At 71.0% G+C, this 12,379-nt stretch carries 13 protein-coding genes; 9 read left to right on the forward strand and 4 right to left on the reverse strand.

Features of this window, described 5'->3' with window-relative positions; translation table 11 throughout:
* Window positions 1-107: 107 nt before the first annotated feature.
* The 8 genes from AB0E02_RS32880 (at window position 108) to AB0E02_RS32915 (ending at window position 7,022) form a co-directional block, all read left to right on the forward strand.
* Window positions 108-755 carry an HAD family hydrolase gene (locus AB0E02_RS32880; protein ID WP_362146328.1) on the forward strand — a complete coding sequence of 216 codons (648 nt, stop codon included), beginning with the start codon at window positions 108-110 and terminating at the stop codon, window positions 753-755.
* 86 nt (window positions 756-841) lie between these two features.
* Entirely contained in the window at window positions 842-2,146 is a 1,305-nt protein-coding gene (locus AB0E02_RS32885) for an MFS transporter (RefSeq protein WP_362146331.1), read from the forward strand.
* On the forward strand, window positions 2,115-3,290 hold the full coding sequence (locus AB0E02_RS32890; protein WP_362146334.1) for an acetoin utilization protein AcuC: 1,176 nt from the start codon (window positions 2,115-2,117) through the stop codon (window positions 3,288-3,290). Before AB0E02_RS32885 ends, AB0E02_RS32890 begins: the two co-directional genes overlap by 32 nt.
* A 101-nt stretch (window positions 3,291-3,391) precedes the next feature.
* Entirely contained in the window at window positions 3,392-4,207 is an 816-nt protein-coding gene (locus AB0E02_RS32895) for a phosphatase (protein WP_362146424.1), read from the forward strand.
* 129 nt (window positions 4,208-4,336) lie between these two features.
* Window positions 4,337-4,546, forward strand: a complete 210-nt coding sequence (locus AB0E02_RS32900) for a helix-turn-helix domain-containing protein (RefSeq protein WP_014144137.1) — start codon at window positions 4,337-4,339, stop codon at window positions 4,544-4,546.
* A 120-nt stretch (window positions 4,547-4,666) separates the two neighbouring features.
* Window positions 4,667-4,765 carry an AURKAIP1/COX24 domain-containing protein gene (locus tag AB0E02_RS32905; RefSeq protein ID WP_003948845.1) on the forward strand — a complete coding sequence of 33 codons (99 nt, stop codon included), beginning with the start codon at window positions 4,667-4,669 and terminating at the stop codon, window positions 4,763-4,765.
* A 200-nt stretch (window positions 4,766-4,965) separates the two neighbouring features.
* Window positions 4,966-6,015, forward strand: a complete 1,050-nt coding sequence (locus tag AB0E02_RS32910) for an NAD-dependent epimerase/dehydratase family protein (protein ID WP_201810669.1) — start codon at window positions 4,966-4,968, stop codon at window positions 6,013-6,015.
* A 14-nt stretch (window positions 6,016-6,029) separates the two neighbouring features.
* The gene (locus AB0E02_RS32915; protein WP_030416667.1) at window positions 6,030-7,022 is read left to right on the forward strand and encodes a lysophospholipid acyltransferase family protein; all 993 of its coding nucleotides are present in this window, start codon (window positions 6,030-6,032) and stop codon (window positions 7,020-7,022) included.
* A 158-nt stretch (window positions 7,023-7,180) separates the two neighbouring features.
* Here the strand turns inward: AB0E02_RS32915 and AB0E02_RS32920 are convergent, their stop codons facing one another.
* From AB0E02_RS32920 to AB0E02_RS32935, 4 genes are all read right to left on the reverse strand, one after another.
* Entirely contained in the window at window positions 7,181-8,392 is a 1,212-nt protein-coding gene (locus tag AB0E02_RS32920; protein ID WP_362146339.1) for a DUF5667 domain-containing protein, read from the reverse strand.
* Window positions 8,393-8,670: 278 nt separating this feature from the next.
* Window positions 8,671-9,456: an ECF subfamily RNA polymerase sigma factor, BldN family gene (locus tag AB0E02_RS32925; protein ID WP_030416665.1), complete on the reverse strand. Its 786-nt coding sequence runs from the start codon at window positions 9,454-9,456 to the stop codon at window positions 8,671-8,673.
* Window positions 9,457-9,786: 330 nt separating this feature from the next.
* Window positions 9,787-10,737 (reverse strand): HAD-IB family hydrolase, encoded by a 951-nt coding sequence (locus AB0E02_RS32930; protein ID WP_030416664.1) that lies wholly within the window; start codon window positions 10,735-10,737, stop codon window positions 9,787-9,789.
* Between the two features lie 160 nt (window positions 10,738-10,897).
* On the reverse strand, window positions 10,898-11,176 hold the full coding sequence (locus AB0E02_RS32935; protein ID WP_362146343.1) for a glutaredoxin family protein: 279 nt from the start codon (window positions 11,174-11,176) through the stop codon (window positions 10,898-10,900).
* 354 nt (window positions 11,177-11,530) lie between these two features.
* Here AB0E02_RS32935 and AB0E02_RS32940 point away from each other — a divergent pair, with 354 nt between their 5' ends.
* Window positions 11,531-12,322, forward strand: a complete 792-nt coding sequence (locus AB0E02_RS32940) for a redox-sensing transcriptional repressor Rex (RefSeq protein WP_030416662.1) — start codon at window positions 11,531-11,533, stop codon at window positions 12,320-12,322.
* Window positions 12,323-12,379 lie beyond the last annotated feature (57 nt).

The following is a 12,379-nucleotide window of genomic DNA, read 5'->3' on the forward strand; positions in this document are numbered from 1 at the left end:
GACCCTGTGGGAGAGTAGGACACCGCCGAACAAATTTTGAAAAAGCCTCGTCCCGAGTTGAAGTAATTCAGCTCGGGACGAGGCTTTTTTGCGTTTAGGGTCAGGGTATGCGTTATGACCTGGTCATCTTCGACAACGACGGCGTCCTCGTCGACAGTGAGCCCCTGTCCAACACCATCCTGGCCGGCTATCTCACCGAGCTCGGGCACCCCACGTCGTACGAGGAATCGATACGCGACTACATGGGGTCGGCGATGCACCGTATTCACGACCTCGTCCTGGAGCGGACCGGGCGGCGGTTGCCGGAGGAATTCGACGAGGTTTTTCACGGGCGGGTCTTCGCGGCTTTCGAGCGGGAGCTGCGGCCGGTGCCGGGGGTGACGGACGTCTTGGAGAAGCTGGCCGCGGACGGCATTCCGTACTGCGTGGGTTCCTCCGGGAGTCATGAGCGGATTCGGGTGGGGCACCGGGCGACGGGGCTGGACCGGTGGTTCGCGCCGGAGCGGGTCTTCTCCTCGCAGGACGTGGGGCGGGGGAAGCCGGCACCGGATCTCTTTCTGCATGCGGCGCGGGAGATGGGTGTGGTGCCCGAGCGGTGTGCGGTGATTGAGGACAGTCCGCTGGGGGTGCGGGCGGCGGTTGCCGCGGGGATGGACGTCTACGGGTACACGGCGATGACGCCGGCGGCGAAGCTGGTGGAGGCCGGAGCGACCGCGCTGTTCGGTGGGATGGGGGAGCTGCCGGATCTGCTGTGACGCGGCCTCACCCGCCGGACATACGTCGGAATTGATGGTGTGATCCATCTACCCAGCGGTAGCCGGGAGTTCTACGCTGAGCGGCCATGACGGCCCCTCTGGCACCGGGAGCGCAGCTGCGGCACGGCCGGGTTTCGCTCGCCCTCAGCTTCTTCGTCCAGGGTGCGGTCTTCGCCCTCCTCGTGACACGCATACCGGCGATCCAGGACCGGTACGGGATTTCGGACGGGCTGTTGCCGGTGTTCCTGGCGGCGGTGCCGGTGCTGGCCGGCGTCGGCAGCATCGTCACCGAGCAGCTGGTGAAGCGGGTGCGGCCGAGCCGGGTGCTGCGGTGCGTACAGCCGGTGGTGTGTCTGGCGTTGCTGGCCGTCGGATCGGTCGGGTCGATGGCGCAGGTGGCCGTGGCACTGGCGGCTTTCGGGCTGGCGGTGGGGGCGCTGGACGCCTCGATGAACATGCTCGGGGTGAGCCTGCAGCGCGCGTACGGGCGGAGCATCATGCTCGGCTTCCACGCCGCGTACAGCCTGGGCGGCATCGTGGGGGCGTCGCTGGCCTGGGCGGGAGCGCACTGGAAGCTGTCGCTGGGGCTGCTGTACGGGCCGGTGGTGGCGGTGCTGGTCCCGTTGGCAGTGGTGGTGGGCCGATGGTTCGTGGACCAGCGGGACGTGGCCGGGCCCGGAAAGCCAGAGCCCGTGCAGCCGGTGGAGGCCGGCCCCGGTGCCCCAGGCGCCCCGTCCGTCTCCGTAGCTCCCGCGGCCGCTGCCGCGCCGGTCACTCCCGTCGCGATGCGGCTGCTGTTGCCGTTGTGTCTGGTGATGGCGTTCGCCTATATAGGCGACTCGACGGTGTCCAACTGGAGCGCCAAGTATCTGCAGGACGTCCTGGGGAGTTCCGAGCAGCTCGCCACGGTGCCGTACAACGTCTACATGGTCACCACGCTGCTCGGGCGGGCGGTGGGGGACCTGGGGGTGCGGCGCTTCGGTGCGGTCGCGGTGGTGCGGTGCGGGACGGTGGTGGCGGCGGGCGGCTTCGCGGTGGTGGCCGCGGCGCCGGGGGCCTGGGCGGGCATGGCGGGGTTCACGCTGCTGGGGCTGGGGCTGTGTGTGATCGTGCCGCAGACGTTCGCGGCGGCCGGGCGGTACGCGTACGACAGCCAGGGTGCCGGGGCTTCGGACATGGCCGTCGCGCGGCTGAACATCTTCAATTACGTGGGCTTTCTGATCGGTTCTCCGTTGGTGGGGGCGCTGGGCGACGCCTGGAGCTATCGGGGGGCGATGCTGGTGCCGATGGCGCTTGTGCTGGTGACGCTCGTGTATGCCCGCTCGTTCGGTGCGCCGCGGGCCGGATACGGTGACAGGCATGAGCGGCCGCGCACAGCTGATGTGGGATGAGGCAGTAACGGGCTACAACTTCGGGCCCGGGCACCCGATGGACCCGGTCAGGCTCGCGCTGACCATGCGTCTGGTCGAGGCGTTCGAGCTGGACCGCGGACCGTTGGAGGTGGTCGCGGCCAAGCCGGCCGGGGACTCCACGCTGCGGCTGGTGCACCGCCAGGACTACATCGAGGCGGTCCGCCGGGCGTCGGCGGATCCGGCCGCCGCGGACCTCTCGTACGGGCTGGGGACGGCCGACGATCCGGCGTTCGCGGGGATGCACGAGGTGTCCGCGCTGATCGCCGGGCAGTCGGTCGGCGCGGCCGAGGCGGTCTGGCGCGGTGACGCGGCGCACGCCGTGAACTTCGCCGGCGGGCTGCACCACGGGATGCCGGGCGGCGCGTCCGGATTCTGCATCTACAACGACGCGTCGCTGGCGATCGCCCGGCTGCTGGAGCTGGGCGCCGAGCGGATCGCGTACGTCGATGTGGACGTCCACCACGGCGATGGGGTGCAGGCGGCCTTCTGGGACGATCCGCGGGTCCTGACGATCTCGCTGCACGAGCATCCGCGGACGCTGTTCCCGCAGACCGGCTGGCCGGAGGAGACCGGCGGGGAGGACGCGGCCGGCAGCGCGGTGAACGTGGCGCTGCCCGCCGGGACCGGCGACGAGGGCTGGCTGCGGGCCTTCCACGCCGTGGTGCCGGAGCTGCTGGGTGCGTTCCGCCCGCAGGTGCTGGTGACGCAGCACGGCGCCGACACGCACTTCGAGGACCCGCTGGCGCACCTCGCGGTGAGCCTGGACGCCCAGCGGGCGGTGGCCGAATCCTGTCACTCGCTGGCGCACGAGCACGCGGACGGGCGGTGGGTCGCGCTCGGGGGCGGCGGCTATGCGGTGGTGGACGTGGTGCCGCGCAGCTGGACGCATCTGACGGCGATCGCGGCCGGGCGGCCGATCGAGCCGACCACCGTGGTGCCGGAGTCCTGGCGGCACGAAGTCTTCCGGCGGACGCGCCAGTTGGCGCCGCAGCGGATGACGGACGGCCGGACGCCGCAGTGGCGGGATTTCCTCGACGGCGGTTACGACCCGGCCGACCGGCTGGACCAGGCGGTGCTGGCCACCCGGCGGGCGGTGTTCCCGGCGCACGGTCTGCTGCCGTAGCGGAGGCCGACGGAACGGGGCGGAGCCGGGATGCGCCCGGATGTGTGACTACCCGTCGGTTGGGGCATCGACCGGCCGGCCAACGGGCGAGCATGGACGGCGTGTTGGCCACCGGGGAGCTGCGGGCGCATCTGGTCGGGGCGCGGCTGGCGGGGACGATCGCGACGACCCGGGAGCAGAGCCTGGGGCGCTACCGGCTCTTCGCGGCGCGCGATCCCCGGGTGCTGCTGGGGCTGGACCCCGAGCGGGAGTGGCCGCTCAGCGCACTCCTGCGACTGATGGGACAGAAGTGCGGTGTTTCGGTCGATCCCGCGCACATTTCCGGCCCGGACGTGATCGATCCGGATCGTACGATCGCGGCGCTCGACCGGTTCGCCGACCGGATCGGCGTCGCCGCGGGCCGTGCGGAGCCGGTGCTGCTCGGCACCGGCCACCCGCAGGCGTTACTGGAGTTCTACGCCGGCCTCGCAGACGCCCTCTCGGCGGCGGGCTGCCCCGTCCTCACCCCGGCGTATGGCGTCCGTGTCGACATAGCGACCCGGTTCGGCGTACGCACCCGGGCCCTGGGCTACGTACGGGGAGTCGCGATGTTGCGAGAGACCGGCGTGCGGGGCGCGTCCGGGGCGGGGGGCGTACACACCCATTCGCCGCTGCCGGTACGGACCGTTCTGGCGGCCGCCGCGGACGCCGGAGGGCCGCTTCCGGGGCTGGTGATCGGGGACCACGGATGGGCCTGCGGGGCAGGTCAGCTGGGCATTGAGGCGATCGCACTGGCGGATTCGGACGACCCGGCTCCGTTCGTCGGACAGGCCGAGGGGCGGCTCTCGGAGGTGGTGCCGCTCGACGATGCCGTCCCGGCCGCGTCCTACCGGCCGCTCATGAGGTATGTCCTGGATCGTGTCGGTCTGTCATATTAGGCGGCTGTTCGCTGCTCCTCTTCCCCACTCGCATCACCCGCCCCTAATCTGGGGAGTGAGCGCATAGCGACGAAGAGTCACCGGAGGGGAAGCCGGTGACCGTCTTATGCGGAAGGTGCAGGTGTGTTCATGGCTGCTGACCAGAGGCCTCTGAACGAGGTCGTGTTCCTTACGGTGGCGGAAGTTGCCACGGTGATGCGAGTGTCCAAGATGACCGTGTACCGCTTGGTGCACAGCGGTCATCTGCCCGCGATTCGGGTGGGGAGGTCATTCCGGGTGCCGGAGCAGGCCGTTCACGACTACCTCCGGGAGTCCTACGTGGGGGTGGAATCGGCCTGACGGACACCTCGCCGACCCTCGGATTACGCCGTTCGCCCGGTGCCGGGTAGGCTGGCCCGATGTAGGTAGTGTGGGCTCGGACGCCCCGCACCGAGTGATTCGAAGTGAGCGAGGGTAGTCGTGGGCTCTGTTATCAAGAAGCGGCGCAAGCGGATGGCCAAGAAGAAGCACCGCAAGCTGCTCAAGCGCACCCGTGTTCAGCGTCGTAACAAGAAGTAAGCGACGCTGATCGCGAATTCGCAGCCCCCCATCGCCTTGGTGCGGTCGGGGGCTGCGGCGCGTTGTGGGCCGTATGGACGGTGGTGGGACGGAAATGTCGTCGTGGGCATCCCGTGGTCATCACTGCGCAACACCGACCCGATAGCGTTGACCGCACAGCTGGGCTACGCGCAGGTCGCGGCGGGAAGGTAGGGCTGATCTTGGGCAAGGTCGTGCTCGTCACGGGAGTCGCACGGCAGCTGGGCGGCAGATTCGTCCGCCGGATCCGGCGCGAGCCGGACGTCGACCGGGTGATCGGGGTCGACGCGGTGGCTCCCGAGCACCATCTGGGCGGCGCCGAATTCCTCAGGGCCGACATCCGGCACCCGGCGATCGCCCGGGTCCTGGCCGAAACCGGCGTCGACACCGTGGTCCATATGGATATCAACGGGACGCCGTTGGGCAAGCGCGGCGGCCGCACCTCGGTGAAGGAAACCAACGTCATCGGGACGATGCAGCTGCTGGGCGCCTGCCAGAAGGCCCCGAACGTCGAGCGCGTGGTCATCAAGTCCAGCACCAGCGTCTACGGCTCCGCGCCCCGCGACCCGGCCGTCTTCACCGAGACCACCACCCCGAAGTCGCTGCCCAGCGGAGGCTTCGCCAAGGACATCGTCGAGGTCGAAGGGTATGTCCGCGGCTTCGCGCGGCGCCGGCCCGACGTGGCCGTCTGCATCCTGCGGTTCGCCAACATCCTCGGGCCGTGCGCGGATTCCCCGCTCGCCGAGTACTTCTCGCTGCCCGTCCTGCCCACCGTCCTCGGTTACGACCCGCGGCTGCAGTTCGTCCATGAGGACGACGCCCTCGACGTGCTGCGGATCGCCGCCGCCGCGCCGCGCCGGGGCACGCTCAACAGCGGCACCTTCAACATCGCCGGCGACGGCGTCCTGCTGCTCTCGCAGACCTCCCGGAGGCTCGGCCGGCCCACCCTGCCGCTCTTCCTGCCGACGGTGACCTGGGCCGGCACCGCGCTGCGGTCCGTCGGCATCACGGATTTCTCGCCGGAACAGATCCGGCTGCTCACGCACGGCAGGGTCGTCGAGACGACGCAGATGCGCGAGACACTGGGGTTCCACCCCAAGTACACGACGGCGGAGGCCTTCGCGGAATTCGCCCGCAGCCGCGGACCCGGGCTGCTGCCGCCCGAGTCCCTCGCCCGCACCGTCGACCGGCTCGCCGGCGTGCTCACCGCACGCCGGACCCCGGCCCAGTGAGGAGGTCACCCACCATGGCGGACGCCAAGGTCATTCCCTTCGGCGAGGAGCCCCGGGCGCGCCGGAAGGCCCGGCGGGCCGGGCGCGGCGGGCGCGGTGCCGCGCTGGCGCCCGTACCGGAGGCCCGGACCGAGCACCCGCCGGCGGCACCCCCACAGCCCCGGCCGCGCTCCCTGGACGAGCGGATCGCGGGCGGACTGGCGTTCCTGCGCCGCCGGATCACCGGCGACTACGAGGTCGACGACTTCGGCTACGACGAGGAGCTGACCGACCAGGTCCTGATGTCGCTGCTGCGGCCCTTCGCCGAGAAGTACTTCCGGGTCGAGGTCAAGGGCATCGAGAACATCCCGGCGGACGGCGGGGCGCTGGTCGTCGCCAACCACTCCGGGACGCTGCCGCTGGACGGCCTGATGCTGCAGGTCGCGGTGCACGACAACCACCCGGCGCAGCGTCATCTGCGGCTGCTGGCGGCCGATTTGGTGTTCGTGCTGCCGGTGATAAACGAGCTGGCGCGCAAGGCCGGGCACACCCTGGCCTGTGCGGAGGACGCCCAGCGGCTGCTGGAGCGCGGCGAGATCGTCGGGGTGATGCCGGAGGGCTTCAAGGGCATCGGCAAGCCCTTCGCGGACCGCTACAAGCTGCAGCGCTTCGGGCGGGGCGGCTTCGTGTCGACGGCGCTGAAGGCCGGGGTGCCGATCGTGCCGTGCTCGATCGTGGGCGCCGAGGAGATCTACCCGATGATCGGGAACGCCAAGACCCTGGCGCGGGTGCTGGGGCTGCCGTACTTCCCGATCACGCCGACGTTCCCGTGGCTGGGCCCGCTGGGCGCGGTGCCGCTGCCGACGAAGTGGACGATCCAGTTCGGCGAGCCCATCCCGACCGACGGCTACCCGCCGGAGGCGGCGGACGACCCGATGCTGATGTTCAACCTCACCGACCAGGTGCGCGAAACGATTCAGCACACCCTGTACAAGCTGTTGGTGCAGCGGCGGTCGGTGTTCTTCTGAGCCCCCGCAAGCTGTTGGTGCGGCGGCGTTCGGTGTGCTTCTGAGCTCTTGGCAAGCCGTTGGTGCGGCGGCGTTCGGTGTTCTTCTGACGGGGCCGCAGTGCGGCGGATCGTCGTGTGAGGAGCATCGAACGCCGCCGCACCGGGCGCGGCGTGGCGTTACTTCGGGAGGTCCTGGCCGTCGATGCCCAGGCCGGGCAGCAGGCCCGGGAGCAGCGGGGGCAGGGTGACGTCGGGGTGGCCGCCGGGGTGGCCTCCCGTGCCGTGGCCGGCGTCGTGCGGGGACGGGCTGCCGGACTTGTCCTGCGGGTCGAGCAGACCGCCCGTGTTGCCGCCGAGCAGACCGTCCTCCTGGGACGGGGAGGCCGACGGACGGGGGGCGTGCCGGCCCGCGGAGTGGCCCGTGGCGGCGGAGCCGTGGCCGGAGGGGGCCGGGCGGCTGTCGGAGCCGGAGCCGGTGCCCGCGGAGGCCGGGGTGTTGCGCGGGTGGTTCTTGCCGTCGGGGGCCTGCGGCAGCAGCGAACGGAGCGGACCGACCTCTTGGTCTATGGCGTCGAAGACCGAGCTGACCTGGTCGCGGACGTCCATGAGCTGCACCGGGAGCTTGTCGCGCAGCTGCGACCACGTGCCGCGGTGGGACCGGGTGAAGGAGTTCAGCGCCTGGATCGGGCCGAGCGAGCCGTCCCGCTCGTAGGCCGCGTGCAGCAGGCGGTGCCCCTCGCCCGCGTCGTGCTTCACCCCGGACAGGGCGCGGCGGACCTCGCCGAGCGACTCGTGGTCGAGGTCGGCGGCCCGGGCCCGCTCCAACAGGCGGCGCGCCTCGAACATGCGGGTGGACGCCTGGTCGAGGTAGAGCCGGCCGCGGTCGGAGTCGTCGTCGGCCATGTCGAGCTTGAGGTCCTCCATGCCCCGCTTGAGGCCGTAGAGGCCGTCACCGGGCAGGGCGTCGGAGCTGGCGGCGGCGACCCCGGTGAAGGCTCCGGCCGCGACGCCGACGGTCAGCCCGCCGGCGGCCAGTCCTTTGGAGAGCCGGGAGCGCGGCCGCAGCCGGCCGATCGATTTGTCGGCGCGGTGCGCGCCCTTGTGTTCGCGCTGCTCGGGCACCCTGGCACCCTCGGACGGAGCGCCTTCGGCGAAGGCGGACTCCATCGCGGCGAGGAGCTGGGCGCGCTGGACAGTCTTGACCTCGGCGGCCATCTCCGGCCGTGGAAGCCTCCCGAGACCGTCGGCGACCGCCAACAGCCGTGCCTCGCCCGGCGTCTGTGCCGGATTGTCGACCTGTTCCTCGGCCGCCGCGCCCTTGAGGACCTGCTCCTCCAGGGTCTGGGCGAAGGCGTTGGCCCGCCGGTGCACCGAGACATTCGCGATCACGGGCGGCACCTCCTCTCATCATCCCGCTCGACTCCCCGGACTGGCTTTGACTATCCAGACGGGCCGGACGGTTGCACACCGATGTCCGCGGCCACTCGATCGAGTGAGAGGCAGCGGGCACGGCGTGACCGCATGGAGCCTGCACTCCGCACAACGAGCGGCGCGGCACTCGGGTTACGCACTCACGATGATCTGACCGACCGGGCACGGCCGGTCACCAGGCGTGAGCGTGGTGCGGCGCACGGAGGGGCGGAGAAGCACGGAACGAGGGGGGTGGATCAGCGGGCGTCTTCGGGGAGGAGGCGCGCGAGGGTGCGGACGGCGCGGTACTGGAGGGTCTTGATGGCGCCCTCGTTCTTGCCCATGACGCGGGCGGTCTCGGCGACCGAGAGGCCCTGCAGGAACCGCAGCGTGACGCATTCCTGCTGTTGGGGGTTGAGCTTGCGTACCGCCTCCAGGAGGGCGGCGTTGGAGAGGGACTCGAGGACCGACTCCTCGGGGCTGCGCTCGACCTCGTTTGCGTCGAGCATCTCCCCGGTGGTGACTTCCAGGCGGAAGCGCGAGGACTTGAAGTGGTCGGCGACGAGGTTACGGGCGATGGTCACCAGCCAGGCGCCGAAATCACGGCCCTGCCAGGTGAAGGTGCCGATGCGGCGCAGGGCGCGCAGGAACGTCTCACTGGTGAGGTCCTCGGCCGTGGCGCGGCCGCCGACGCGGTAGTAGATGTAGCGGTAGACGGTGTCGGCGTACTGGTCGTAGAGGCGGCCGAAGGCCTCGGCCTCGCCGGCCTGGGCGCGTTCGACGAGGTCCATCATGCGACGGCTGTCGCTGTCGGCGGGGCGCCGGGCGGTGGTCGTGCCGGCGCCGGCGCGGCGGGTTCTGCCGGCGGCCTTGCCGACCGCAGCGCTCCCGTCGGCCAGGGCGTAGCAGGGTCCGGCGGCGGGGACGGCTGAGGCGAATGCGGGGACGGCGTACGCGGTGGGGACGAAACTGCGCAGGTGGTCGACGAGTGTCGTACGCAGCGTAGCCAGGCCCGAGGCGTCAACCCCGACGTGTGGGTACACGGGACTCCCAGAGGCAGAGCTTCCATCACGTGCAGTGCGGGACCGTTCACTCGTCGTAGGGACGTGTGGGTTCCGGATTGCGTCTGAGGAGAATAACGCTTCGTACAGGCAGCGCTACACCCAGTTGCTCAAATCATCGATTACTTACGGTCTGTGACGGGTTGGTGGCAGATCAAGTATCGAATACTGAGCAACTATTGATCGGAAGGGAACGCAATCTGCCTGGTTGGAAGGCGTGTTGTGGTTGTCCCGCGGCGAGGGGACTGACCGGGAGCCCGTGGGGGTAGGGAGTGTGGATGGCCCGCCGCGCCGACGGGCGATCAGTCCTGGTCAGCGGCGGCGGCGCTGGAGTGCGACCGCGGCCGCGGCGCCGCCCGCGAGGGCGCCCACTCCGGCCGCCGCGGGGATGCCGATCTTGGCCGCCTTGCGGCCGGTGCGGTAATCGCGCAGCCGCCATCCGTGTGCCCGGGCGTGCTTGCGCAGTCGGCTGTCCGGGTTGATGGCGTACGGGTGACCGACCAGCGACAGCATCGGGATGTCGTTGGCGGAGTCGCTGTAGGCGGCGCAGTGCGACAGGTCCAGTCCCTCGGCGGCGGCCAGCGCGCGGACCGCCTCGGCCTTGGCCGGGCCGTGCAGCGGCTCGCCGACCAGCTTGCCCGTGTAGATCCCGCCCACGGACTCGGCGACGGTGCCCAGCGCGCCGGTCAGGCCCAGCCGGCGGGCGATGATCGTCGCGGTCTCCACCGGGGCGGCGGTCACCAGCCAGACCTTCTGGCCGGCGTCGAGGTGCGCCTGGGCCAGGGCGCGGGTGCCGGGCCAGACGCGTTCGGCCATGTACTCGTCGTAGATCTCCTCGCCGATGGACATCAGCTCGGAGACGCGGTGGCCCTGGACGATGGACAGCGCGCTGTTGCGGACGTCCGCCATGTGCTCGGGGTTCTCCGAGCCGGCCAGCCGGAAGTAGATCTGCTGCCAGGCGAAACGGGCCAGGTCGCGCTTGTGGAAGAAGTGCCGCTTGTACAGGCCGCGGCCGAAGTGGAACAGCGCGGCGCCCTGCATGACGGTGTTGTCGAGGTCGAAGAAGGCGGCGGCCGCGGTGTCCCCGACGACCGGGAATTCCGGTTCGGCCGGGGCCTCCTCGACGGCCTGGGCCTCCTCGACCTCCTGCGAGGTCTTCCGGGCGGCCTCGGCGGCGGCCTCGCCGGCCAGCACGCTGCGGGCGGTGGCGGGGCGTCGGCGGCGGGGGATCCAGCCCAGGTCGAAGAGCGCCCCGGAGGGCATCCAGCCGGATCGGCGAGCGGGCGAGGGGCGGGCGGCCATGGCGCTAGCGTAGCCAGTTTGTTCGGTGCTTCCGGTTACGGGCGCGTGTCCGGTGGGCCGGGAGCCGTCGACGGTCGCATTACGGCCGACTCGCGGGCGGGCCCGGCCGCCCCGTGGCGGCTCAGGCGCCCAGGGCGGTCCGCAGCCGCTGCGGGTCGACGCGCCAGAAGTCGTGCTGGGCGCCGTCGATCAGGACGACCGGAATCTGCTCCCAGTACTTGCGGTGCAGTTCGGCGTCCTCGGTGATGTCCTTCTTCTCCCAGGACGCTCCGGTCTCGGCGCAGATCTTCTCGATCACCGCCTGGGCGTCGTCGCAGAGGTGGCAGCCGGGCTTGCCGACGAGGGTGACCAGCCGGTCGGCGGGGCGCTTGCGGGGGCTGCGGCTGAACAAGGGGGCCATGGAGCCATTGTGCCGGGTCGGCGGGGAAGCGAGGGGGCGGCGGGACGGGCGCCGGGCGGGCCCGGGTCGCTTACCATCGATGGACGATTTGTAGGTTTCCGGGGGGATAGCGACAAGGAGTGCACGCGCGTGTCCCCGTCGGTGCTGCCGTGGTGTGCGGGCGGCGCGAGTGAACGGTGTGACGTGGGAGTTGGTTCCACGGAGGGCCGGAAAGGGCGCGTGACCCCCATCACTTTGGCCGGACAAAGCGGACACCATCTTTGTGCACGCGTTCACAAAGACATAGCCTGCAGGAGACAGGGCGGTCGGGTTCCATACGGTCGCCCGCAGCCCCGCTCTACCCGCAGGAGCACCGTGGCAACTGGCCGAACTCACCGACCGGCGACCCGAAGCCGAGGCATCCCCGAGGCCACCGTCGCCCGGCTTCCGTTGTATCTGCGCGCACTGACCGCGCTCTCCGAGCGCTCGGTGCCCACGGTCTCGTCCGAGGAGCTCGCGGCCGCGGCGGGGGTCAACTCCGCCAAGCTCCGCAAGGACTTCTCCTACCTCGGCTCCTACGGGACCCGCGGCGTGGGCTACGACGTGGAGTACCTCGTCTACCAGATCTCGCGCGAGCTGGGCCTGACCCAGGACTGGCCGGTCGTCATCGTCGGTATCGGTAACCTCGGCGCCGCCCTCGCCAACTACGGCGGCTTCGCCTCCCGCGGCTTCCGCGTCGCCGCGCTGATCGACGCGGACCCGGCCATGGCCGGCAAGCCGGTCGCCGGCATCGCGGTCCAGCACACCGACGAGCTGGAGCACATCATCGAGAGCAACGGCGTCTCGATCGGCGTGATCGCCACGCCGGCCGGCGCCGCCCAGCAGGTCTGCGACCGCCTGGTCGCGGCCGGCGTCACCTCGATCCTCAACTTCGCCCCGACCGTGCTGACCGTCCCCGACGGGGTCGACGTCCGCAAGGTCGACCTGTCGATAGAACTGCAGATCCTCGCCTTCCACGAGCAGCGCAAGGCCGGCGAGGAAACCCCCGAGGGCGGCGCCCCGGCCACCTCCGGCCGTGCCGCCGCCGTCGCGGCCGCGGCCGAAGCCGCCGCCGCGGCCGACCGCAAGGGACCTGACGGGGACGTGCCCGCCGTGATGCCGGCATGAGCGAGCGCAGCGAGCGAATCATCGAAGGGTGCGTCACGGGCGAAGGCCGTGCCTCGC

The organism is Streptomyces sp. NPDC048196, assembly GCF_040652715.1.
In the GTDB taxonomy this organism is placed as follows: Bacteria; Actinomycetota; Actinomycetes; order Streptomycetales; family Streptomycetaceae; genus Streptomyces; species Streptomyces siderophoricus.